Here is a 24,822-nt window from a genome sequence, read left to right on the forward strand (position 1 = left end):
CACAATAGTCCCAATTACAGATATTTAATGTTATTCATTGCAAATTATAACTGCATGAAATTGCATCAAATTTCATTTTGGAGGACAAAATGAGGACAAAAAACGTTTTAAGCCACATTTTGTGATTACCTTTGTAACGAATAGGAACGAAAAATATTATGGCAACGATTCAAAAAAGATTATCGACGCAAAAAGACGGACAAGGATATAGTCAGATACTTTTCCGTGTATCAATCGACCGGAATATAAAGATACGCCTAAAAACGGGCGTGTTTGTCCCTGAGAAAAGATGGGATGCAGCCAAAGGACGAATGAGTTACGGTAAGGCCATAGGTGTAGAACGTGCCGAAATGGTGGAAAAAGAAACGAGACTAAACGATATCGAGGCCAAAGTGTTGAAATTATGCGAAATCTTTCCGAAAGACACTCTTTCTAAGGAGTGGATGGAATATGTATTGCCACTTTGTAAGGACATAAAAGCTGATCAATTGTCGGTTCTGTTGGTAAATGAATTGATAGATAAGGCTCAGAATCCGGAAAAGTATATCAAACGGCCATTCTTTGACTGTATGATTGATTTCCGAGATAATGCAAAGAAGAAAATCAATGGTAAACGAGAAGGCGATAAATCGGATGTATGGAAACGGAACTTTGATGTACTTGTTCGTGCACTCCAGCGGTATGAGATGTTTGTTCGTGCTTGCGATCCCAGGCGGAAAGATTTTAGGCTGGATATAGATACCATAGATAGCGAAACGATAGAGGATATAGAATCGTTCCTTCGCAATGAATATGCTTTGGCTGAGAAATATCCAGAGATATATAAGAAGATCCCTATTTCTACCGACAAGCGGAGAAGCCCGAAACCTCAACAACGGGGACGCAATGCGATTGCTACCTTGTTCCATAAGTTTAAAGCCTTCTTTAATTGGTTGAATGAAACAGGCGTTACAGTAAATAATCCATTCGTAGGATTTGAGGGTACAACTACAGAAAAATACGGTACGCCTTATTACATCACGCTGGAGGAACGGAATCAAATTGCGGACTTCGATTTATCTGCGCATCCTCAATTGTCGATCCAGCGAGATATATTCATATTCCAATGTTGCATCGGCTGCCGGGTGTCTGATTTATTTCGCCTGACAGCAAGCAATGTGATAAATGGGAACATTGAGTATATTCCGCGTAAGACTAAAGAAGAGCGGCAAGATGTAGTCCGTGTACCGTTAAATAGTAGAGCAATGGCGCTAATGAATAAGTATAAGAATGTAGATGCTAAAGGTCGGTTATTTCCGTTTATCACTCCGCAACGATATAATGATGATATAAAAGAGATATTCCGCCTATGTGGTATAACACGGCTTGTTACCGTGCTTGACAGTGTAACCGGTGAAGAGGTACAACGACCTATCAATGAAGTTGCATCTTCACACATGGCACGCCGTTGTTTTGTGGGAAATTTGTATAAGAAGGTACAAGATCCGAACCTGATAGCGTCCATGTCCGGTCATGTACAAGGCAGCAGGGCTTTTAATAGGTATCGAGAGATTGACGATGAATTAAAGAAAGAGATTGTCTCTCTAATTGAGTAGAGTTTTTTGGAGGGGATGGCATCCCCCCCTATATTATGGAAATATGATACAGTTACATCATCTAAAAAATTTTTTCTTATGAATTTTGAAATGACAAAATGCCTGAAAGCATTAGACGATAGTATAACTTTATTGGGTCTGTATATAAAAGATAAACCTAACACTATAGAGGAATCGAATGCTTTGTATAGTTCTTATTATTTGGGCGGAATAGGGAGACAAGATCCCACTGTAGAAGAATATATTGTTCGATTATATGAAGATTGCAGGATTATGTCTCAAGTTCTGAAAGAGCCTATGGAAGAAATAGACAAGTATGCAGATTCTATCTTGCGGATATTTGATTGTGCTGAACGAACTGGGTTATTTGATTGCAAGCGTTATTCCTACATCAATGCAAGTGATGCAGCGAAAGAGCCTCCCTCTTATATTGAATGGAAGCGTCGATATTTGCATAGTTTATTTGTGGTCGTTAGTATGGTGCTTACAAATATTAGAGGGAAATTCAGTGCTGATAATTCTATTGTTCACTACAGCGATGAATTATTGGGTTTATTCAACGGTAATGAAAACCTTATTCAAGAGCTTGCGGGAAAGTCAGATGATGAAATAGCAACGATGATCAAAAAATGGGCAAAAGAAAAAGATAAATTTGGAAAACCTTTGATAGAGAATCCGGAAAATAATCTGAAAAAGGCTTTTGCCGAGGCTTTAAAGGAGGTCAATATAATATCCATGTCTTCTGACCGATTTAGACACTTATTGTAATCACAATCGATTTACATATCTGTAATGAGGGTGTGCTTTTGAGTGCATCCTTTTTTTGTCCAATTTACCCAACTTACCCACCAATTTACCCAAGTTACCCAACTTGTTGCCATTAGTTATACAACATTGCACCTTTGCAATATCCAAAGAGGATAAAGCCGTATCCTCGTTGTTTGGAAGTGGTAAATCTTAAGCCGTCGGCAAGGTTATGAGAGACCACTCAATGTTCAATTTCACAAATCATGAACATTACAAACTTAATTAAAGAAGGAGCAAACGTGCAGTTGGTCATTAATGCACTTGACCTCAAAGAGGCATTTCTACAATGGAATGCGGAGATGAAACACCCGGAACCTGTCCGACAGGAAGAGGACTATTTGACGGCAAAGGAGACAGCTAAAAAATTGGGTGTAGATTTATCCACGTTGTGGCGATGGGACAGGTCCGGGTATTTGAAAAAAATCAAGGTAGGCAAAAGCGTGAAGTATAGAGGAAGTGATATTAGAAAATTAATGGAGGAATAACATATGAATAAAAAACAAAAGGCGACTTTCGCCGCCCCCTGCACCACCAACAGGGGCAAAGTTAATGATAATATTCCAATAATAAAAAAGATAAGATCATTATTTATGTCTGGGAGAAAATTTTATGCGAAAGAATTAAACGAACTTGCCCACACGAATGATGCTCGTAAGCGCATATCTGAGCTAAGACGGGCAGGATTGGATATTCAGGATAGTTGGCAACCTAATGGATGTAAGCTGTATTGGATCAACTTAAATGATAACAGGCAGTTGGATTTCTGGTCTAAATGGGAGGGCGTACGCTATGACTAATATTTCGATCAATCCTACTGACTTAGATGTAAGAGAGGCTATGCTGCCAATTGATGGCCTATCAACGCAAGCTCAAGGCGTTATCGACGCTATTGTAGGCACATTCCAATGTTCAAGGGACATGGTCGTGGCAAGCCTGTTCGCCGTTGCCGGTACGGCAGTAGGTAAGCGACTGGTCATTGATGATGGCAAGTATCAGAATTATCCTTGCCTTTGGATTTGCAATATAGCCCCTTCTGGAAGCAATAAGAGTACGCCTATGCGTTTTCTGTTGCAGCCCTTAAAGGATAGAGATGCCTACAATTATGGCATTTACCGGGAGAAACTTAAGCTGTACAAGGCTGCAGGCGACGATAAAGCCGAGAAGCCCGTATTTAACCAGTTCCTCGTTTCTGACAGCACGCCAGAAGCTCGTAACCAGGTACTATCTGTTAATCCTAATGGTGTTCTGCTTTACCGGGATGAACTAAAGGGTATGATTGACGATTTCGGGCGATACAACCGTAGCGGGGAGCTATCGCAATTACTATCAATTTACGATTCTGATAATATAATCGTAAATAGGAAGAGCGACGATACTCTATTGATAGAGAAGCCTTTCATGTCCATATTGGGGAGTATCCAGCCGAGTGTATTAAATGAAACGTTCGGTAATGAACTGATGATGGGTAATGGGTTTGTTCAGCGGTGGTTATTCTGCTTCCCGGATTCCGTTCCTCCAGCTATGTACAGTGATGAGGTGATTCCTTCTTCGGTTGCTAATGATTGGCGTTCATTCATCTATAATCTCCTAATGTTTGATTTCAGTGCAGAAGGTGGTAAACTCTATTTACGTAGCGAGGCAAAGAAAGTATATATTGAATATTACAATAAACTGCAGCTCAAGAAAGTAGATACTGATGATTATATGGCTGCAGTTTGTTCCAAGTTGCAAATATATGTCATTCGATGGGCTGGTATTGCACACATATTAGGGCGCAATCCTTATTCTGTGGACATTAGTCCGGAAGAGATGGAATACAGTTGTCGGTGTATGGACTACTTCATAGGATGCGCTGAGAAAGTCTATCAGATACTTCGATCTGGGAAGAATAGACCGGAAGCAAAGCCGATGGGAAACGAAGAAATGGTAGCTCGTTTGTACTTTACTAATAAGCCTAAGAACCAAAGGGCATTTGCGGATGCACTTGGGGTTTCACAGCCGTATATCGCTAAATGCTTAAAGAAATATAGCAGGTTATCAGGTTATAGGTTATCATCAAACGAAAGCGTTGATATTGAGGAAGATAACAAATAATAAGCGATAACCTAATGTTTTATGGTATTAAGATACCATAATTAATAAGGTTATCATATAAAACGTTATAAATATCTGATTTACAATAAATAAATCAATATATAACCTATAACCTGATAACCATCTAATAAATTTGAGAGATTATGAAGAAAGATATTTTTGATACAGAGGTTTCGATATACAATGGTGTCCGTGATGTGTACGGCACTACCCACCCCCTTCGAGAGTTCCTATCGGACACGGGCCACATCCAAGAGATAGAATACCTGCGCACCTTGCAAACTAAAGAAGAGCGGAACGCAATTAAGAAACGTTTGCCGCAGGCTTGTATTAGTGGAATATTCCAACCTACACGCAAGGCGGACAACCTTGTTAAGCATTCCGGGCTTATCTGTCTGGATGTAGACCGGAAGGACAATCAAGATATAGACAACTGGACAGATCTTAAGCAAGAATTTGCTAAGTTACCGCAAGTAGCTTATATCAGCCTTTCGGTAAGTGGTAACGGTTACTTTTTGATTCTTCCTTTACGATATCCAGAATTTCATAAGCAGCAGTTCGAGCAACTGAAACGGGATTTCAGTAAGATGGGTATTACCATAGACCCGGCTTGTGGTGATGTTACCCGGATGAGGTGCCTGTCGTATGATCCTCATCCGTATATCAATCCAGATGCAGTACCGTATGAAGGGTATTACATGGAGCCTAAGCCATTCATCAATTATCAGTATTCAGGCGATGGAGTACTGGATAAGGTTGCAAAGTGCTGTGAGCGGATAGAAGCCAATGGGATAGACATCACGGGCGATTATCAGTCATGGTTTACCGTAGGATGCGCATTGGCTTCATTAGGCGAGCAAGGACGGCAGTTCTTCCATGTGTGCAGTAGTCAGAATAACAAATACAACCGGGCAGAAACCGATAAGAAGTTCACCAACCTTTTGCGTACAGGCAAGCGCATAGGCATTGGATCGTTCTTCGAAATATGTAAAGATTATGGGATCACCTTTAAATCCAATTATTGATATGATAGAAATTCCAGCAATAAACAGAACGAAGAAAACTCCGAAGCCACGTTACCAGAAGCCGGATTCGGTAAAACAACTGGAGATTGAATATTTCAAATGGAAATACCGGGAATCTTCCATTCCTCAGCAATGCCGGTTCAAACGGTCTTTCCGGGATGATACTGCCAACGGATTAGCCGGGTGTATTGAGGCATGGGCTAAGATTCATGGGGCGTTTTACCAACGACAGAACTCGCAAGGCCAGTACGACAGCCGACTAAAGATATGGCGCAAGTCCGGCACAACGAAAGGCATTGCCGATGTGCAAGTAACCTATAAAGGTAAGACGTTCAATCTGGAGATAAAGGTCGGTAAAGACCGGCAAAGCGAGGTGCAAAAGGAAGTCGAGCGGAAAATCAAGGCAGCAGGAGGGCATTACGCAATCATTCGTTGCTTTGACGATTTTTTGGAGGAGATATGGCAATATGAATAAGATAGACCTTATTAACCAACCAAGTCCGAAATATTTCAATTTCCAGTCCCCGGATATATCGAACATGTTTCCGTTCCAAATGGATGATCGTACTACGTTCTATTTCAGGACGGAAGAAAAGCGAAAGGCTTTTATAAGGAAAAGATTAAACAAACGATAGTATTAACCCATTAAATTAGATTGAAAATGAAAAAATTGTCGATGGAATTAGTAAACAACATGAGCGAGGATGCTATGCGTCAATTGCTCCGTGATGAAGTTGTAGAGCAGCATCTCAAAGAACAGGCAGAAGCCGAACGCATTAGGGCAGAGGAAGAGGCTAAAGCCAAGGAAGAAAAGGCGATGAACGATTTCTTTGCCAACAAGTTTAAAGACAATTCTCCACGATTCGGAGACCAGTATTAACCCATTAAATTTCAGTAGGTATGGAACAATTAGAAAATTTCATAGTACAAGAATGGCTCAAACAGCAAGAACTCAAATATCTTGGACAGCAAGAAGAAGGAGTAAATAATGCTCTGAAAGTATTGGAAGCGGAAGGTTTGCCAACGTCCATCAATACGCTGTCTAAAATTGTCGTATCAGACGAAGCGTTTACCAACTGGATAGACAAGGCGGAAGCTTCTTATATCGGCAAACTGGGATTCATCCCAAAAGAGGAAAAGAAACGTATTCGGGAGACTTTCAGGGCAATGGCAGACCGTACAAAGGATGCCCGTAATACAGTAGGGCATTTCCTAAGAGAAAAGAAGTTTCCTATCATTCAAGATGGGGACAGTACGCTGCACTACGACCGTGAAGAAGTAGACAAGGTTCTTACGGAGAAATACACGAAGCGTTTTTCAGACGAAGATAAGGAATATTACCAAGTTATTCTACAGGCCAAAGCAGCCCTTCAGAGACTTTATGACTGGGAAGAGGCACATTTATATGTTCCGATGAATTTAATCATCCAGAACGTCGGAAAATTCCTCACGGAAGAATTTACCAAAGGATGGTTCCAGGAAAATATCGGATGGAGAATCGGCAAGATGAATCCGGACGCTATCCGTATGCTGAAGGAACAAAGTAATGATGAAGATTAGTATTAACCAGGGTTATGCGGTTAATTCCGCATAACTTTTAAATGATTTAATCATGGATAAGAAAGAAGTAAAATCATTATTAGACATATCACTTAGCAACGTTTTGCTTACTCGGGTGCCCGTTGGAGACATCCACAAGTGCATAACGCAGCTTGTCAAGCTAAAAAATACGCTCAAGCAAGGTAATATACTATATGCGCACGCAATTTGCTCGTACCTTATTTTGTATTGCGACAACCTTGTAGAACGTGAATTGCATTTTGAAGAATATCTTAAACAAGAAAGCGAGGTAAATCATGGGAAGAAGGAAACAGAATGAAGATGAGATATTAACTCCTACTGAGAAGTTTTGCCTTGATGCTTACTTGCTCAATGGCGACGTGGACAAGGCTTACACGTTAAGTCGTCGGAACCGTATCAAGACCGACAACCAAGACACCATACATCGTATGGCTCTGCGTTGGCTGAGGTCTGAGTATGTGAAGAAGTACTTGAATGAACGGAGTATCCTCCTCCAGGATCGGGTCACGGAAGGGAATAAGCCAAAAGCCGGAAGACGTGATAAGGACGCAATCGTATCGGAACTCAACATCTTGGCAGATGCTACCAAAGACCCGAAGCAGAAAACGGAAATCCTTATGAAGCTGGCAGACCTGCAGCAAATGAAGAAGGATGCGACCAAAGAAGAAGAGGATAACACGGTACATTACTATCTGCCACTTAATTGTAGGAACTGCGAATTGTACATCAAACGGCAACAAGGGATGGATAGCAAGTAAGAGATGGTTACAATGTGAAGCCGGAACGATGGTAACTCCAAGAATATTTTCAGGAATATTTTAACGACTAAACATCCTTTTTACTTCCTGTTGTGACAGATATTTTTTAACATGTGGTATTTGTGCCTGGAACAAATATATAAACACTTCCTAAAGACAGCAAAGCCCCGCTAACGGAATTTCTGTTTCGGGGCTTTTACATACACCAGTTTTGGGGCTTCCATCAAATTTAAATACCCCGAATTTGGGGTATTTAAAATGCGTAGAATTTACGTATTAGTTCTCACTGCACATTGAACAAAAAACACGCTCCATAATTTTGTGGGGGCAGTATTTGATAACTCGGTCAACAACCATTGAAAACACGCAGAATCTTGCGTATTTAATCCATCCCTCCCAATATGGATAAATAGCGGTGCATGGAGGCTATTTCGGCTTCTGCTACGAGCTTTTGAAAGGCTTCTGGATGTTTCTCTATGTGTGATACCTCTAAAGCTGTATAATAGGCTAATTTCGCCTCATCTGTCCCTTTGAGATTTACGATAACATAGCCATTACGCAAAAGATACAGATTCATTAGAAGGCGTGAAGTACGTCCGTTGCCGTCAATGAATGGATGGATGCGTACCAATTCATCATGCAGGTAGGTTGCAATTAAGACTGGGTGTACCTTTTCTCCTTCCATTTCCCGATATCTAATCATGAAATCCTCCATCAGCTTATTTATCAAATAGGGCTGGGGCGGAATATGCCGGCTTCCAGAAATCAGGACAGGGACAGAACGGTAACGTCCTGCATTCTCCCGATTGATGCCATGCAATACAAGGGCATGTATTTCTTTGATGGTTCTTTCACTTATTTCCATACCATTATGGGCAAAGTCTTTGATATAGTCGATCGCTTCCGCATGGTTGATGGCCTCTAAGTGCTCACGCATGGATTTCCCGGCAATAGTCACGCCTTCATTTACGACAAGTTCCGTTTCCTGCAAGGTAAGCGTGTTCCCTTCTATCCGGTTGCTTTCATAGGTATATTCAATCGCTAATGCGTCCTCTATCTTTTTCAGAGCCTCAGCAGGCAAGGGGCGCATTGCTGAAAGATGAGCCCTCAACGTATCACATTCTTGCAACAATGTAGTTATTTCTGCATCCATATTCATTCTTATATTTGTTTCTGAATGCAAAGATAGTGTTATATCGTCTTGTGATGAATCCTTACGACCACAAAAAAGCAGGTTACGCTCAAATTGATTGTATCTTTTTAAATATCAATTAGTTTAATACTATCGTAACCGTAACATAGGGTATTTATTCTCAGAAGCAATACCACAAATAAGGTGGTTGTAACTATTTTATCCATATCTGCCTAACTATCAAATCATTTAATATTACACAACCTACAACCTGACAACCTACCACTATTTTTGTAATCCCAATACCATAAATTAGGTGGTTGACGCACATTTTATTGTAGATATTTGTATATCAGCTTATTTAATACCTGTCAACCGTCAACCTGTCAACCTCTATATAATTTCTACATGCTATAAAAATAAAAAATATGGGGCTTTTCTTTTGCCATTTCAAAAACTTTTCCCAACTTTGCGGTGCTCTACTAATTCACATGGCGGAGAGTCCGCCGAACATATTTGTGTTGCGGCATTTTTTATGCCATAGCATTTTGAAGATATACGGTTTCGTACCCCCTTGATACGGCTTAATGGCCGTAACTGCCATGTGAGGTGTAGAGCAAAGGGACAGGCGAAACCGTTTTTATTTTGCCTGCAAACCAAACAATTTATAGTTATGCTCAAACTCACAAACATTTGTTTGCCGGGGAAAAATAGTACCCTGCAGACAACGTTGCCAGCTAACGACAAAGCTGTAGTAAAGAATCTCTTTTCCTGGCGCACTGTTGCCAAAGTGTATCAATTCCTCTCCTGGAGATTATTAGGCGAAGTAACCGAAGAAGAAGCTAAAGGTTACACGAAGGTCCTATTGTTGTTATTTTCTGCCGTCGCTATTGGCGGATTAATGGAAGGAGGTGCGATATGATGAACACAAACCCCAAAACAGAAATCATTTTTGCCAACTTTAAAATAGACGAGCAGCTGTCCGATATTCTATTGGTTGCAACTGATCTATATTCGAGATTAGACAGTCTTATTGATTCCCAAAAATATAATCATGAAGAATATCCGGGAAAAGAAATAGATGAATTGTTTGATGAAGTAGGCAATATTATGTGCAAGTTGGGAGACGTTATAGGTCATGATATTGCCTTACAAGCCTTTGATTTATGCAAAAACAAGGAAGGAGGCGAGGCATGAAAGAAGATAAATCAATAAAGCGTATTGTAAATACGGATATGCCGTATGATATAACAAAACTAAATCAGTATTTGATTGAAAGAGCAAGGCATATAAACGAAGCGATAAAGGCTGCAAGAGAAGAATATCGCAAAAGATTTAATACTGGATTCTATGTGGGTGATATATTGTCTTTTATGGTAAGTCCAGAATGGTCTTTCAAGGATAACTTAGATAATTTGTTGTCTATCGCTGAAGGCAATACGATTGCAGGAATATTTTTGGAACATAGCTCGCTTAATGATTTGAATAAAGTAATTTCTAAGGATAACAAAATCGATGAGTTGGGTAATTTGTGCTACCTCCTAAAAAAGCAAAAGGAAGAAGAAGCTCGACTAAAAATGATGGCTTTTTTATTTATTATCAGAAATGGGTTTGAGGATGAATTCTGTGCTTTCAACGCCAATTATCACGGCAATGTAAAAGAAGATCTTCAAAGAGAATTTGAGCGTATTTACGGAAATGGAGCACGTTTTAATTAACCGAACTATAAAAGCAACGCCCGAAGCTGTAAGAGGGCAAACTATAATAATCAAACATGAACGAAGATAGAGTTTTGACAATGGCAAAGAGTGCGCTAAAGCTGGCAAACATCATCCGATATGAAAACGGACACGAGATAATAGATGTGAGCCTGTTGCGTACAATTCCAGATGGCGAATTAATGAGATTTCGCAATGTGGGTAAAACCACGATTGGGAAAATACAAGAAATAAGAAAGTCGCTCGACTGGATGTAATGTTTATCCCTGCAGACCGGAACGACCGGACATTGCGGAGCGAGACCGCAGCAGGGAACAAGATGCACACTTAGCCGGTAATCATAACCGGAGGTGAAGATACAGGACATAAGCAGATGCAGACAATCGTCTGTTGAGAGCGGTCTTTTCGATTGCATAGGGTCTACATGGGTGAAGATATGTTCTTTTAAATAGGCTTTCAGTAGCACCAGCCCGACCCTGCACGGTCTTAGAGCCTACCCTTTGATGTGGATGCAGGGAACAGAAAAATATATCTCGGCATACAAATGCCATAAGGTATTTTAAAGCGAAACGGAATGTTAAAGGATGTTTGCTAAGCATGGCAAATATACCCCTTTTCATTGATGTTTATAATTTGGAGGACAAACGGAGGACAAAAGCGCAAGTTGCGAAATGTTATTATATTAATAATTAAATAGTTATGATTTTAAGTTGTACCCCCGTTGGGAATCGAACCCAAATTTACGGTTTAGGAAACCATCGTTCTATCCGTTGAACTACAAGGGCATCTTTTTTGGTTCGGCAAAAGTAAGTTCTTTTCGGCAAATGGGCAAATTTTTCGGGAAAGAACTTGCGTCTTCCTATTAATCAAAAAGCGATTGGAGGACGGAAAGGGACTTGATTTCTTGAAAACCGGGAACGTGAAGCCGGTAATATTCAAAGATACGTTCGATGATGCGTACCCGGTCGTGGCGCGAAAAAGCATAGAGGGACATATTTTCGTAGCTTATCTTTAGGAGACGAACCAATATGCGTGTTTCGTCGGGACGAAGATAATGCGGATGCATCGGTATTTGATCCGTAAAGACACCATTTAGCATATCGAAATAAAGCCCTTCGCGCCGATGCTCCGTATTGGGATAAATCCCCAAATAATATAATAGATGAAGCAAAAACACCAAATGGAAATTAGCAACACCCTCGTCCGTCTTTTCCAGCACTTGGATGGAATCGTAGAGGAAACGAAACAGGCGTTCGTCCGGTTCAGCATCTTTTACGAAGCGAAACAACACCTCGGAGAGGAAAAGCGCCAGCACGTTCTTTATCGGATTGCCCATCCATTCGTTCGATGCAAGGCAAAGCCGCGCCTCTTTGATGCGTTGCATCTCGCGCCGATTCAAATGTTCTACCTCCAAATCTAAAACCGAAAGCGGGATGAACAACGAACGCATCACGCCCGATTTCTTCCCCCGTCCGCGCGAAACCAAATAGGAAACGCGCCCGAATGCTTCCGTATACATATATATAATATGGTATGTTTCCTTGTAAGGAATCGTACGCAAGACGATTCCCCGCGTCTTATATAACATATAAACAACCTCCTTTCCGTCTGGTGGCCCCGCAAAGATACGACCTTTCTGCCTATTCTAAAAATCTTCTCCCTACCGAAAAATTCCGACAAAGGGGAGAAAACTTTCTTTTCCAACGATACATTCTACAAGTATCGTCGATATTTTTATATCTTTAGGCTAAAGATACACAAATATCGTCGATATTTATACAAACATCGACGATATTTAGAGAAATCACAAGCAGAAAAGGAACTTTTCTCCGCTATGCATAGAAGTATTCAAGGCGTATAAAGACGTTAAAAAAAAGCCTTATGCATATTTTTCTTTCAAAATGTTTTGTCAGTTCAAAAAGAAACCCTACCTTTGCACCGCAATTGAGAGAACAACATCTCTCGAAACGATTAAAACTTGAAATATAAGTGCGGAAGGCCCGTTCGTCTATCGGTTAGGACGCAAGATTTTCATTCTTGAAAGGGGGGTTCGATTCCCCCACGGGCTACAATAAACAGGATTAAAAAATTATAAAGAGATTTCGAAGAAATGGCAAACCATAAGTCATCGATTAAAAGAATTAGACAAACAAACGCAAGACGTCTGCACAATAGATATTATGCAAAGACTGCGCGTAACGCGATGCGTGATCTCCGTGCTACGGAAGATGCAAGCGAAGCAAAAGCTATGTACCCGAAGGTATGTTCTATGTTGGATAAATTAGCTAAGAAACATATCATCCACAAGAACAAGGCTGGTAACTTGAAATCAAAGTTGGCTAAGCATGTGAATGCATTGGCTAAATGATAAAAATATCATAACTCTATTAGAGAAGCTGGCCCGTTCGTCTATCGGTTAGGACGCAAGATTTTCATTCTTGAAAGGGGGGTTCGATTCCCCCACGGGCTACGGACAAAAGGAATACGATTTGCATCGTGTTCCTTTTGTCTTTTTTATTTTTTTACACCTAAACCGTTTTCCATCTCAACAATTTTCCGTACATTTGTTAGCTTATTTGAAAGATTATAACAAGTTAAAAACGAAATAGACGCATGAGTGAAGAATTAAAGAATACATCGTCCGAGTATTCAGCCGACAGTATCCAAGTGCTGGAAGGTCTGGAGGCGGTGCGCAAGAGACCAGCCATGTACATTGGAGACATCAGTGAAAAAGGTCTCCACCACTTAGTATATGAAGTTGTTGATAACTCTATTGACGAAGCATTAGCTGGTTATTGTAAACATATCGACGTAACAATAAACGAAGACAATTCGATTCAGGTAGTCGACGACGGGCGAGGCATTCCGGTAGATATCCACGAGAAAGAAGGAAAATCGGCATTGGAAGTAGTACTGACCGTACTTCATGCCGGCGGTAAGTTCGATAAAGGAACATATAAAGTATCAGGAGGTTTGCACGGCGTAGGTGTTTCTTGCGTGAATGCCCTTTCTACCTATTTGCGGGCAGAGGTACGACGCAACGGACATATTTACATGCAAGAATTTGCATGTGGGAAACCTTTACACGATGTAGAAGTAATTGGTGATGCAGACACAACAGGTACCACCATCCTCTTTAAGCCAGATGGAAGCATCTTTACGACTACGGAATACAAATACGACATCTTAGCAACCCGACTCCGCGAGTTGGCCTTTTTGAATTCAGGCATTACGTTGCGCCTGACCGATAAACGAATGGTAAAGGAAGACGGGACGTACCGTTCGGAGACATTCCACTCGAAAGAAGGATTGAAAGAGTTTGTACGCTACATCGACCGTTCGAAAGAAGAGTTGATTCCCGATGTGATTCACATCGTAACGGAAAAGCAAGGTATCCCTGTCGAAGTAGCTATGACTTATAATACCTCGTACAACGAAAGTGTATTCTCGTATGTGAATGATATCAACACAATAGAAGGAGGTACGCACGTAGCTGGTTTCCGTCGCGGATTGACGCGTACACTTAAAAAATATGCAGAAGATTCGAAGCTCCTCGAAAAGGCAAAAGTAGAAATCCAAGGCGATGACTTTCGCGAAGGATTGACGGCCGTGATTTCCATCAAAGTGGCAGAACCCCAATTCGAAGGGCAAACGAAAACGAAGCTGGGTAATAACGAAGTAACAGGTGCTGTCGACCAAGCTGTTGGGGAAGCTCTCGGTTATTACCTTGAAGAGCATCCAAAAGAGGCAAAGACAATTGTAGAAAAAGTAATACTCGCCGCATCAGCTCGCCAAGCTGCACGTAAAGCCCGTGAACAAGTATTGCGTAAATCGCCGATGACGGGAGGCGGACTTCCGGGTAAGCTGGCCGATTGCCAATCAAAAGATGCCGCGGTATGCGAACTATTCCTCGTCGAGGGTGATTCGGCAGGTGGTACCGCTAAGCAAGGACGCGATAGCAAATTCCAAGCCATCTTACCGTTAAGAGGTAAAATCTTGAACGTCGAAAAGGCTATGGAGCACAAGATATTCGAAAGTGAAGAAATTCAGAATATTTTCCGCGCCATGGGTGTGACTATCGGCACAGAGGACGACCCGAAGGCTTTGAACCTGGATAAAATACGTTATCATAAGGTGATTATTATGACCGATGCCGATGTCGACGGAAGCCATATCGCCACCCTAATTTTAACCTTCTTTTTCCGGCGGATGCGTGCCTTGATAGAAAACGGTTATGTGTATTTGGCTACACCGCCTCTGTATCAGTGCTCGAAGGGGAAAGTGAAAGAATATTGCTGGACAGACCAACAACGTCAAGCCTTTATCCTGAAATATGGAGGAGGCGACGAAAAACAAATCCAGACTCAACGCTACAAAGGTTTGGGTGAAATGAGCGACCATCAATTATGGGAAACAACCATGGACCCCGAAAACCGTATCTTGAAACAAATAACCATAGACAATGCAGCGGAAGCAGACCAAATATTCTCAATGTTGATGGGCGAAGACGTAGGTCCACGACGTGAGTTTATTGAGGAAAATGCAACCTATGCCAATATTGACGCATAAGTATGGATTTCACATTTCCACTAGAAGAACTTTTCAAACAGGCCGATTCTTTCCAACTCAAGAAAGAGCCGGTCTTGATTGGTATTTCTGCCAATCATAAAGAGGGATTGAATTGCCTTGCCGACACCTACATACGGTCGATTATCAAAGCAGGCGGAGCGCCGGTCATCATCCCTTGCACATCCGATTTACGCGTATTGACGCACATTGTCAACCAATTGGATGGCTTGCTAATGAGCGGAGGCGGCGATATCAATCCGCTTTTCCTCCACGAAGAGCCAGTTCAAGGCTTACAAGAAGGGGACACCTGGCGAGACCAATCAGAGCTACTTTTGCTTCGACTCGCAGCCAACCGGCAATTACCAATCATGGGTATTTGCCGAGGCCATCAATTGGTCAATGTCGCATTCGGAGGCAGCCTTTATCAAGACATTTACACGCAATACACGCAAAACCTCTTAAAGCATAGCCAAAAGATGCCACGCGAAGAGGTATCCCATTCTGTCACCTTGGAAAACGGAGCAAAGGTCTATGTTAACTCTTTCCATCATCAAGCAGTGAAAGACATAGCGCCTGATTTCATCGAAATGGCCGTAGCGCCCGATGGCATCAACGAAGGTATCCGTCATAAGGAAAAACCGGTGTTCAGTGTCCAATGGCATCCGGAAGCATTTCACCTGAACGAAGACGAGATGGCTTATTCTTTGTTCAGTTATCTGATATCCAAAGCTCATTGTTTCCATCAAGCCAAAGAGTTACATCGTCAATATGTCACCTTGGATTCCCATACCGACACACCTATGATTTTCCCCGGCCCGTTTGATATCGGAAAGAAAGAAGGAGGAAAAGTAAACCTGCCATTGATGGAAGAAGGCCTTATCGACGCGGCAGTGATGGTTGCTTACATCCCGCAAAAAGAACGAGATGAACAATCGCTTCGAAAAGCCACCGAATATGCGATTGAACGGCTTTCAGCAATACACCGTCAAAAAGAACTCAACGATAAACGGATGCGAATAGCTATTACCTATTCGGACGTCATGCAGGCGAAAAAGCATGGCGAAAGGGCTATTCTCATCGGCGTAGAAAACGGTTATGCCATTGGGAAAGACTTGGACAACATCTCTCGCTTCAAAAAGATGGGTGTGTGTTATATCACATTGTGTCATAATGGCGATAACGATATTTGCGACTCGGCAAAAGGAGATAAGGAATGGAACGGCCTCAGTCCGTTCGGACGGGATGTCATCGCCGAAATGAACCGTCTGGGCATCATGGTCGACGTATCGCACGCCTCGGAAAAGAGTTTCTATGATGTGCTTGAATGCAGTCAATATCCCGTGATTGCTTCCCATTCTTCCGTGCGGGCTTTGTGTAATCATCCACGGAACTTGACCGACATGCAAATTCGCGACCTGGCCAGCATGGGCGGCGTCGTGCAGATTTGTCTGTACAAAGGTTTCATCAATGAAGAGGCTGAAAAAGCGTCGCTTTCCGACGCTATCAATCACATCGATTATATCGTACAAATGGTGGGACCAGACCATGTGGGCATCGGCTCGGATTTTGACGGCGATGGCGAATTGATTGGTTGCCGTGCCAGCAACGAACTGATCAACATCACCATGAAACTATTGGAATTGGGGTATACAGATCAGGATATTCGTAAAATTTGGGGCGGGAATTTCTTTCGCGTCATGCGGGAAGTCCAAGCTGCCTATCCCTATCGTACCTAATAATGAAATATCAAAAACAACCACTCTCATGTTCCGAATTTTCTATTTAACCCTCGTGGTCATGTTGTTATCTTGTAGTAACAAACCGGCAGGGAATCCAAGTGCGACGACCTCTCCCGAAGTCAAAAAGACAGAGGCTGCGGTGCCGTCTCCCACGCCTGAATTCAATGCCGACAGTGCATACAGTTATGTGCAGCGGCAAGTGGATTTCGGTCCACGCGTCCCCAACTCGGCCGCCCATAAGGCATGTGGCGATTTCTTAGCCCAAGAATTGGAACGTTTTGGCGCCAAAGTGTATCAACAAAATATGACCGTCACGGCCTACGACAACACGCCGCTCGAAGCACGGAATGTCGTCGGCGCTTTCCGTCCGGAAGCGAAACAGCGTATTTTGCTCTTTGCCCATTGGGATTCACGCCCGTATGCCGACCACGACCCGAATCCGACCCAACATAAAACAGCTATCGACGGTGCGGACGACGGCGCAAGCGGCGTAGGCGTTTTGCTCGAAATCGCCCGCCAAATCGGACTTAAAGCACCCAACGTGGGTATCGACATCATCTTTTTCGACGCGGAAGACTACGGGACGCCGGAATTTATCGACGATTACAAACCGAATACATGGTGCCTCGGCTCCCAGTTCTGGGCAAAAAAGCCGCACGTCGCGGATTATACGGCCGAGTTTGGCATCCTACTCGACATGGTGGGCGCCAAAGGAGCTACTTTCTATAAGGAATATACCTCCATGCGCTATGCGGCGCGCTACGTGGACCTCGTCTGGAACACCGCTCGGAAGCTCGGTTACGGCAAGTTCTTCGTCAATGCCGACGGGGGCGCCATCACCGACGACCATCAGTATGTCATCGAAGGACGTGGCATTCCTTGCTTGGATATTATCCATTTCAATCCCCACCAAGACAGCGGCTTCGCGCCTTATTGGCATACCACAAACGATACGATGGAGAACATCGACCGCGAGACGCTCAAAGCCGTGGGGCAAACGGTATTGGAAGTAATCTATAACAGATAATTAATTATGACTATCAACGAACTGCAAGACAATGTCGTCGAAGAGTTTTCGGCCTTCGACGACTGGATGGACAAATATGCCCTGCTTATCGACATGGGCAACAATTTGCCGGCATTGGACGAGAAATTCAAAACGGAGAGCAACCTCATCGAAGGCTGCCAGAGCCGCGTCTGGCTTCAGGCAGATTATGTGGACGGGAATATCATCTTCCAGGGAGACAGCGACGCCGTCATCGTGAAGGGCATCGTCTCGCTGCTCATACAGGTCCTCTCCGGCCATACCCCGCAAGAGATTCTCGACGCCGACCTCTACTTTATCGAGCAAATCGGACTGAAGGAGCACCTCTCGCCTACCCGCTCGAACGGATTGCTCGCCATGGTCAAGCAGATGCACCTCTACGCGGTCGCTTTCCGCGCGCGGGAAAAAGAGGAAGGAAAGAATTGACCCTTCCGCCCACGGCTCTTTCATTTAAGTTGGATACTGCAGGCCTCGCTCCGCTTCGACCTACGGCTACTTGAAAATTGCGCCTCTTCGAGGCACGATATAGGTAATAAAACAGTCCTCGAAGAGGACTTCTGTGCATAGCTGCTGGTCGAAGCGGAGCGAGGCCTGCAGCTACAAGCGTTCCGAACCAGTTCCCTTAGGACCTACAAGGTCACCGCTTTTTTAAATGAAAAAGCCGTGCCTTCCGCCCTGTTCGGGGGCAGAGAAATTCGCAAAATCGAACCGAATACTTTTCGTATGCCTACGAAAACCGAATCGCGACCGTTTCGTAGGGCTTCGAAAACGTCCTGCCGTCGGCGCGACTGTTTCGTACGGCTTCGAAAACGTCCTGCCGTCGGCGCGACCGTTTCGTACGGCTTCGAAAGCTCCCCGACGGCGGCGCGGCCGTTTCGTAGGGCTTCGAAAGCTTCCCGATGGCGGCGCGGCCGTTTCGTACGGCTACGCAAAACACGCCTCCGGGTTTTGCGTAGGGCTTCTCTCCTACGAAAGGACCCGTTTGCCCCCTTAGGCAATAATTGGAACGATGCCCGATTTTTTCGAGAACAAGGGAAAAGCGAAGAAGGATGCGCCTCGAAAAAGGTCGCACACAGGTATAGAGACAAATAAAACACGGACAACACGCGGTCCGCGTCGTCCGTGCCTGCAAAGGGAAGCGGGAAGATTACTTCACGGCTTCTGAAAGTTCAGCGCCCGGTTTGAATTTAGCCACCTTGCGTGCCGCGATTTCGATGGGCTCTTTCGTACGAGGGTTCAACCCAGTGCGGGCTGGTTTTTCCGTTACCGAGAAGGTGCCGAAACCCAAGAGCGCGAGTTTGTCGCCCGCCTTCAATACATCCGTTACGGTTTCGCAAAAAGCATCCACTGCCTTTTTTGCATCGGCTTTCGTCAAGCCGGACTTTTCAGCCACTTGGCTGATGAAATCTGTTTTATTCATGACTCAATTGTATTATGTGTGAAACATTTTCGTTTGCGTTACAGTCTTTTATTCGATTCGCGCCCAAATGTAGTTCTATTTTGAGATACCACAAAGAAAAAAGGTGTTTTTTTCTTGACAGACTATGTTTTAGTCTTGTTTTGCGGGATAATTCCAAAATATATTTACCTTTGTCCCTGTAAAAAGTAAAAACAGAACGTATGATCAATCAAAATGGGGGAGGATTCTTGAGCGGAATCCCCGTGGTAACGAAGAATCTTATTATTATTAATGTATTGATGTGGGTCGCCAGTCTGGTGCTTCCGCGCGTCGGCATCGACCTGACGAGCTGGTTGGGATTGCATTTCCCCGGAGCGAAAGACTTCTACGCCTTCCAGTTTATCACCTACATGTTTATGCACGATACGCACTCGTTTGCACACGTCTTCTTCAATATGTTTGCGGTCTACATGTTCGGCCGCGTGCTGGAACAAGTCTGGGGGCCCAAACGATTCCTGATCTTTTATATGGTGACGGGTATCGGCGCGGGGCTGGTCCAAGAGCTGACATGGATGTACGACCTGCGTGACGTCATGGCCGCACCGCAAGAGTTAATCAACATCGGAGGCGGGCAAATCTTGGAGAAGGCAGACTTCTACAACCTGTTCGTGACGGTAGGTGCCTCCGGGGCGGTCTTCGGCATCTTGCTGGCCTTCGGGATGCTTTTCCCCAACGTGCCGCTCTACCTTATGTTCGTCCCGATACCTATCAAGGCGAAATACTTTGTGATATTCTACGGATTAGCCGAACTGACGCTGGGTGTAGCCAATTTCAGCGGCGACAGCGTGGCGCACTTCGCGCACTTGGGCGGGATGCTCTTCGGCTTTTTCATGATTCAATATTGGCGGAAGAAAGGAGTGAACAATGGGTTTTATTTCTGATATGCAACGCCGGTTCCAGGAAGGCGACCTGCTGACGCGCCTCTTGTTCGTGAACATCGGGGTATTCCTCCTGGTGCGTGTGGCCGATATCCTGCTGATGCTCTTCAACGGCAGCATCGAAACGTGGCTGCGCTACGTGGAGTTTCCCTCCTCGCCCACCCGCTTCCTCCTGCAACCTTGGAGCATCCTGACGTATATGTTCCTGCACTACGACGTGCTGCACGTCCTGTTCAACATGCTCTGGCTGTATTGGTTCGGACAGATGTTTCTGCGCCATTTCGACGCACGCAAGCTTTTTGGCGTCTACCTGGCAGGCGGTATTTTCGGAGCGATATTCTTCATGCTCATCTATAATATCTTCCCTTATTACGCCCCGATGGCGGAATATAGCTATATGTTAGGTGCATCCGCTTCAGTCATGGCCGTCGTGTTCGGCGTCTCCTTTTATGCCAAAGAGGAAGAGGTGATGCTGTTCCTTATCGGGCGCATCAAGATATTCTATTTGGCGTTGTTCGTGCTCGTGCTCGATTTGCTATCCATTACCTCGACGAACGCAGGCGGGCATCTGGCTCATATCGGAGGTGCGCTGTTCGGCATTTGGTTTGCCTCGCGCATGCGGGCCGGGAAAGACATCACCCAAGCCCTGAACCGCATCGTAGACAAAATAGCCAACCTCTTCAAGCCCAAATATAAGCCGAAGATGAAAGTAACCTATACCCGTCCGGAAACAGACTACGATTACAACGCCCGCAAGCAGCGCGAAAATGCCGAAATAGATGCCATCCTCGATAAACTCAAGCGCTCGGGCTACCAAAGTCTCTCCTCGGACGAGAAGAAGCAATTGTTTGACGCCAGCAAAAAGTAAAAAGCGATGAAGGTATTGCGTTTCCTGTTTCGTTCGTTCTTCCTGACGGCCCACATCGGAGTGGCCATCCTCTTCCTCTTGTCGGCCGTATCAGACAGGATTTCGCCTGCCTCCTTTCCGCTTTTCGCCTATTTGGGGTTAGGTTTTCCCCTCTTTTGCTTATGCAACGTTGCGTTCACCATCTATTGGCTCTTCCTACACGAATGGCGGTTTATTTGGATTGGACTATTGGCGTTCGTATTAGGTTGGGAGCAGGTCAAGCTCTATTTCCCCGTCCATGCGCCCGTAGAGGAGATACCAAAGGAACAAACCATCAAGCTCCTTACCTACAATATCATGTCGTTCGCTTACAAAGAACATACCCAAGCACACCCCAATCCGATAATTGAATACATTGCCCATTCAGACGCTGACATCGTTTGCCTGCAAGAATATGCCGAAGATACACATGCCAATTACCTGACCAAACGCAAAATATACCGCGCGTTAAAGATGTATCCGTATCGTTCGATTATCTACTTGACGAAAAGCAACCGGTTGCGTTCAGGCATTGCCGTCTTCTCCAAATTTCCCATCGAGAAAAGCCAACGAATTGAATACGATAGCGAGTTTAACGGTTCGTCCATGCACTTCATCCGCCTCCCGGGAGATAAAAAGCTGCTCTTGGTCAATAACCATTTGGAATCGTTCAAACTCACGACAGAAGACCGCACTCGTTATGCCTCGTTTCTGAAGGGTTCCGGTACCGAGGATTTGGAATACCTGAAAGGTTCGCTCCAGCAAAAATTAGGTACCGCTTTCAAGATTCGGGCCGCCCAAGCTCAGAAAGTGGCTGAAGTAGTACAAAAGACCGAAAGCGATTACGTAATCGTATGTGGAGATTTCAACGACACGCCCATTTCATACGCACACCATACGCTCCAACAAGGATTGGTAGATGCCTTTTCCGAATCAGGGCGCGGCATGGGTATTTCCTACCATCAGAATTGTTTCTGGTTTCGTATAGACCATGTCTTGCACTCTAAGAACATGAAATCATTGAATTGCACGGTCGACGATATAGCCGATTCCGACCATTACCCTGTTTGGTGTTATTTACAATTGAAATGAACGGGGATTATAGGCATATTCCTCTCTATTTATCGTTATATTTGCAGAAAATTTAAGGCTCAATCAATATGTTCCGGTTTCTACTATTTTTCTGGTTCTTTTCCCTCTCTTGCACTTATGGACAAATAACTCATGGAGGACAACCTTTACCCTTTTCCCTGACACGAAGTACGTCGGTGGATTTCTTTGAAGAGATGCCCGCTTTTGATGTCGCAGAGCAATTACGGCTGGATTCGCTGGAATATGGGAGCTTACGGGCATCGAATCGTTTCGCGTATAAGTTCATGACAGACCTTACGCCGGCTAATTCCGGCCTAAATTATACCTTGGCAAATGGGACAAAAGTATGGCGTGTCGGGATTTATTCACCCGGAGCTCGTTCGTTAAACCTTTTGTTCACAGAATATGAATTACCGGAAGGAGCCAGTCTTTTCCTTTACGATGCCCAGCAACATCAAGTACGAGGCGCTTTCAATAACCAAAATAATTCGGAGCGCGGTATCTTGCCCGTATCGCCCATTGCTGGAGAACGCATCATCGTAGAATACCAAGAGCCTGCCCACGCGACGTTTCATGCCCGGCTCCGGATTGGCGAGGTGAACCATGCCTATCGCGATTTGCCTCGTTTAGCAGAACCGGCTTCCGAACCTTATTATTCTGTGTCATGTATTCCATCACTGGCTTGTTCGGTAGCAGAAGGAGATCCGTATGCAGAGATTGGAAAGAGTGTAGTAGAATTGATTATTGACGGCATGTACTATTGTACAGGATCGATGGTAAACAACACCTCGCAGGACGGAACACCCTATCTCCTGACGGCATCGCATTGCCTGAACCGAAATTTTTCGCTCCAAAATCCGGATTATGAAGAAATCGCGGGGCGCATCGTCGCTTTCTTCAACTATGAAAGTCCGACTTGCTCTTCTACAATGCGAGGCACAGAAGAAATGAGCTTAGCCTCTGCCTATTGCCGGGCAGTTTACGAACGGACGGACCTCGCCTTGTTGGAGTTTCAAGACATGCCGCCTGTCTATTACCGTCCTTTTTATGCAGGATGGAATGCCACCGAGACACATACAGCACCTTATGTTTGCATCCAGCATCCGCAAGGAACAACCAAACGTTTCAGCCTCACGAATAGTATTGAACGGCGCGATGTGCAAATCGCCGAACAAACCTTCGATGAGAATAGCTTCTGGTATGTGACAGATTGGGAGACTGGTTGCACGGCCGGAGGTTCTTCCGGTTCTCCCCTTTTCGATGCAGAGCAGCGTATTGTAGGTGTCCTTACGGGTGGAAATTCTTCCTGTACTTCGCCTTCGGATGATTTCTACTATGCCCTGGTAGCCGCTTGGGAACCTTCTCAAGAATCAAACGAGCAATTAAAATATTGGCTAACAACTGAAGATAAACAGGCGACTATGTGCAACGGACTGAACCCTTATGGCCAATCCGCAGCTATTCGTCTAAGTAATATCCTGGATAACGGATGGCAGGAAAACATAGAAGCGACACGCGATGCGAATAACGACCCGCTTTTCGGACTCAACGAAACAGGAACTACCGAATATGCCGAACAATACATGCTCCCTACACCCGCTATCCTTTACGGTTGCTACTTGGTTACACCCGCTATTTCAAGCCGCACTTATCCCGAAGTGGAAATCTGCGTGTATAGCGGAAACGAACAACCTGAAACTTTGCTTGCATCCCAACGCTTCTCGCCTCAAATTCAATATATAGATAATGAAGAAATCACCTGGGGAGAAAAACCGCTTACCCGTAGCCAAGAACATTTTGTTGCGTTTGACGAACCCATTCCCCTATCCGAGAATCTTTTCGTAAGTTATCGGATAAATAACGAAAACACCTTCTTCTGTGTCTACAACATACCACAAGGCGAAACTACGGCCAATACTGCTTGGCTTCGCGTAGACGATACATGGACGCCAGCTACACAACATCCTGCAGGTGGTTTCGCGACTTCGCTTTTCATCGACCCTATCTTAGTTTATAGCGACGGACGATTAACCGCCAATGAATTGCTCCCGGTTTCCAACGAATTCCTCTTCTCCGAGCCACACACACATACGCTCCATATTTATTTAACCGACGAAATCCACACCGCAGAGTTCACCCTCTATTCCATGCGAGGCGAACAGCTCGACCGGCAAATTATATCAAACGGGCAGGCGACGTTCTCCTATCCGCAACTTTCCACCGGTATTTACATCGTGAACCTGCAAATAAATGGTGAGCGAAAAAGCAAGAAAGTCGTTTTTCATTAATACATTCATAAAAACAAAAGGCAAGACCCTTCAGAGGATAGTAAAAATCCAATGGAAGAAATAAGTATCTTTCGATTACAAATATAACGAGATTCATTTCTAATTCTCGTTATATTCTCCTCCAAATATAACGACTTTTCCCTACCTTTGCCTTGG

The 24,822-nt window shown here is 44.1% G+C and carries 26 protein-coding genes and 3 tRNA genes; 25 read left to right on the forward strand and 4 right to left on the reverse strand.

Features of this window, described 5'->3' with window-relative positions; all coding sequences use genetic code 11:
• Positions 1-158: 158 nt before the first annotated feature.
• From B5F77_RS03250 to B5F77_RS03300, 10 genes are all read left to right on the forward strand, one after another.
• Entirely contained in the window at positions 159-1,595 is a 1,437-nt protein-coding gene (locus B5F77_RS03250; protein ID WP_087327568.1) for a site-specific integrase, read from the forward strand.
• A gap of 78 nt (positions 1,596-1,673) precedes the next feature.
• Positions 1,674-2,363 (forward strand): hypothetical protein, encoded by a 690-nt coding sequence (locus B5F77_RS03255; protein ID WP_140392803.1) that lies wholly within the window; start codon positions 1,674-1,676, stop codon positions 2,361-2,363.
• Positions 2,364-2,605: 242 nt separating this feature from the next.
• On the forward strand, positions 2,606-2,887 hold the full coding sequence (locus tag B5F77_RS03260; protein ID WP_087327573.1) for a helix-turn-helix domain-containing protein: 282 nt from the start codon (positions 2,606-2,608) through the stop codon (positions 2,885-2,887).
• 105 nt (positions 2,888-2,992) lie between these two features.
• Positions 2,993-3,199, forward strand: coding sequence for a hypothetical protein (locus B5F77_RS15845; RefSeq protein WP_204244943.1), 207 nt, complete (start codon positions 2,993-2,995; stop codon positions 3,197-3,199).
• 40 nt (positions 3,200-3,239) lie between these two features.
• A complete protein-coding gene (locus tag B5F77_RS03270) occupies positions 3,240-4,496 on the forward strand; it encodes a DUF3987 domain-containing protein (protein ID WP_239445716.1) in 1,257 nt (418 codons plus the stop codon).
• A gap of 143 nt (positions 4,497-4,639) precedes the next feature.
• Entirely contained in the window at positions 4,640-5,521 is an 882-nt protein-coding gene (locus B5F77_RS03275; RefSeq protein WP_087327579.1) for a BT4734/BF3469 family protein, read from the forward strand.
• A gap of 1 nt (position 5,522) precedes the next feature.
• Complete coding sequence (locus B5F77_RS03280; RefSeq protein WP_087327582.1) at positions 5,523-5,996, forward strand: hypothetical protein; 474 nt, start codon at positions 5,523-5,525, stop codon at positions 5,994-5,996.
• 186 nt (positions 5,997-6,182) lie between these two features.
• On the forward strand, positions 6,183-6,401 hold the full coding sequence (locus B5F77_RS03285) for a hypothetical protein (RefSeq protein WP_162607944.1): 219 nt from the start codon (positions 6,183-6,185) through the stop codon (positions 6,399-6,401).
• A gap of 20 nt (positions 6,402-6,421) precedes the next feature.
• Positions 6,422-7,081 (forward strand): hypothetical protein, encoded by a 660-nt coding sequence (locus B5F77_RS03290; protein ID WP_087327586.1) that lies wholly within the window; start codon positions 6,422-6,424, stop codon positions 7,079-7,081.
• A gap of 296 nt (positions 7,082-7,377) precedes the next feature.
• Positions 7,378-7,860 carry a hypothetical protein gene (locus B5F77_RS03300; protein ID WP_087327592.1) on the forward strand — a complete coding sequence of 161 codons (483 nt, stop codon included), beginning with the start codon at positions 7,378-7,380 and terminating at the stop codon, positions 7,858-7,860.
• Between the two features lie 382 nt (positions 7,861-8,242).
• On the opposite strand, the gene B5F77_RS03305 is transcribed toward B5F77_RS03300, so the two are convergent.
• On the reverse strand, positions 8,243-9,013 hold the full coding sequence (locus tag B5F77_RS03305) for a Fic family protein (protein WP_087327713.1): 771 nt from the start codon (positions 9,011-9,013) through the stop codon (positions 8,243-8,245).
• 652 nt (positions 9,014-9,665) lie between these two features.
• Between B5F77_RS03305 and B5F77_RS03310 the strand changes: the two genes are divergently transcribed.
• From B5F77_RS03310 to B5F77_RS15530, 4 genes are read left to right on the forward strand one after another with little or no spacing between them, the layout of a single operon-like run.
• Positions 9,666-9,914: a hypothetical protein gene (locus B5F77_RS03310; protein ID WP_087327595.1), complete on the forward strand. Its 249-nt coding sequence runs from the start codon at positions 9,666-9,668 to the stop codon at positions 9,912-9,914.
• Entirely contained in the window at positions 9,911-10,189 is a 279-nt protein-coding gene (locus B5F77_RS03315) for a hypothetical protein (RefSeq protein ID WP_087327598.1), read from the forward strand. Before B5F77_RS03310 ends, B5F77_RS03315 begins: the two co-directional genes overlap by 4 nt.
• The gene (locus B5F77_RS03320) at positions 10,186-10,710 is read left to right on the forward strand and encodes a hypothetical protein (RefSeq protein ID WP_087327601.1); all 525 of its coding nucleotides are present in this window, start codon (positions 10,186-10,188) and stop codon (positions 10,708-10,710) included. The genes B5F77_RS03315 and B5F77_RS03320 overlap by 4 nt, the downstream gene beginning before the upstream one ends.
• A gap of 56 nt (positions 10,711-10,766) precedes the next feature.
• Positions 10,767-10,967: a hypothetical protein gene (locus B5F77_RS15530; protein ID WP_140392804.1), complete on the forward strand. Its 201-nt coding sequence runs from the start codon at positions 10,767-10,769 to the stop codon at positions 10,965-10,967.
• A gap of 456 nt (positions 10,968-11,423) precedes the next feature.
• Here the strand turns inward: B5F77_RS15530 and B5F77_RS03325 are convergent.
• Positions 11,424-11,495: transfer RNA gene (locus B5F77_RS03325), tRNA-Arg, on the reverse strand.
• Between the two features lie 77 nt (positions 11,496-11,572).
• Positions 11,573-12,298: a DNA repair protein RecO gene (recO, locus tag B5F77_RS03330; RefSeq protein WP_087327605.1), complete on the reverse strand. Its 726-nt coding sequence runs from the start codon at positions 12,296-12,298 to the stop codon at positions 11,573-11,575.
• A 409-nt stretch (positions 12,299-12,707) separates the two neighbouring features.
• Between recO and B5F77_RS03335 the strand changes: the two genes are divergently transcribed.
• From B5F77_RS03335 to B5F77_RS03365, 7 genes are all read left to right on the forward strand, one after another.
• Positions 12,708-12,779 (forward strand) — tRNA-Glu (locus B5F77_RS03335).
• Between the two features lie 41 nt (positions 12,780-12,820).
• Entirely contained in the window at positions 12,821-13,078 is a 258-nt protein-coding gene (gene rpsT / locus B5F77_RS03340) for a 30S ribosomal protein S20 (RefSeq protein WP_087327607.1), read from the forward strand.
• A 30-nt stretch (positions 13,079-13,108) separates the two neighbouring features.
• Positions 13,109-13,180, forward strand: a tRNA-Glu gene (locus tag B5F77_RS03345).
• Between the two features lie 143 nt (positions 13,181-13,323).
• The gene (gene gyrB / locus B5F77_RS03350) at positions 13,324-15,279 is read left to right on the forward strand and encodes a DNA topoisomerase (ATP-hydrolyzing) subunit B (RefSeq protein ID WP_087327613.1); all 1,956 of its coding nucleotides are present in this window, start codon (positions 13,324-13,326) and stop codon (positions 15,277-15,279) included.
• 2 nt (positions 15,280-15,281) lie between these two features.
• Positions 15,282-17,015 (forward strand): membrane dipeptidase, encoded by a 1,734-nt coding sequence (locus tag B5F77_RS03355; protein WP_087327617.1) that lies wholly within the window; start codon positions 15,282-15,284, stop codon positions 17,013-17,015.
• 28 nt (positions 17,016-17,043) lie between these two features.
• A complete protein-coding gene (locus tag B5F77_RS03360; protein WP_087327620.1) occupies positions 17,044-18,045 on the forward strand; it encodes a M28 family peptidase in 1,002 nt (333 codons plus the stop codon).
• Positions 18,046-18,051: 6 nt separating this feature from the next.
• The gene (locus B5F77_RS03365) at positions 18,052-18,489 is read left to right on the forward strand and encodes a SufE family protein (protein WP_087327623.1); all 438 of its coding nucleotides are present in this window, start codon (positions 18,052-18,054) and stop codon (positions 18,487-18,489) included.
• Between the two features lie 721 nt (positions 18,490-19,210).
• Here the strand turns inward: B5F77_RS03365 and B5F77_RS03375 are convergent.
• Complete coding sequence (locus tag B5F77_RS03375) at positions 19,211-19,483, reverse strand: HU family DNA-binding protein (RefSeq protein ID WP_087327631.1); 273 nt, start codon at positions 19,481-19,483, stop codon at positions 19,211-19,213.
• A 200-nt stretch (positions 19,484-19,683) separates the two neighbouring features.
• Here B5F77_RS03375 and B5F77_RS03380 point away from each other — a divergent pair, with 200 nt between their 5' ends.
• The 4 genes from B5F77_RS03380 (at position 19,684) to B5F77_RS03395 (ending at position 24,666) form a co-directional block, all read left to right on the forward strand.
• The gene (locus B5F77_RS03380) at positions 19,684-20,403 is read left to right on the forward strand and encodes a rhomboid family intramembrane serine protease (RefSeq protein ID WP_087327634.1); all 720 of its coding nucleotides are present in this window, start codon (positions 19,684-19,686) and stop codon (positions 20,401-20,403) included.
• Complete coding sequence (locus B5F77_RS03385) at positions 20,387-21,268, forward strand: rhomboid family intramembrane serine protease (protein WP_087327637.1); 882 nt, start codon at positions 20,387-20,389, stop codon at positions 21,266-21,268. The genes B5F77_RS03380 and B5F77_RS03385 overlap by 17 nt, the downstream gene beginning before the upstream one ends.
• A gap of 6 nt (positions 21,269-21,274) precedes the next feature.
• The gene (locus B5F77_RS03390) at positions 21,275-22,378 is read left to right on the forward strand and encodes an endonuclease/exonuclease/phosphatase family protein (RefSeq protein ID WP_087327640.1); all 1,104 of its coding nucleotides are present in this window, start codon (positions 21,275-21,277) and stop codon (positions 22,376-22,378) included.
• 68 nt (positions 22,379-22,446) lie between these two features.
• Entirely contained in the window at positions 22,447-24,666 is a 2,220-nt protein-coding gene (locus B5F77_RS03395) for a trypsin-like peptidase domain-containing protein (protein WP_087327642.1), read from the forward strand.
• Positions 24,667-24,822 lie beyond the last annotated feature (156 nt).

The organism is Parabacteroides sp. An277 (genome assembly GCF_002159645.1).
Classification (GTDB): Bacteria; Bacteroidota; Bacteroidia; order Bacteroidales; family Tannerellaceae; genus Parabacteroides.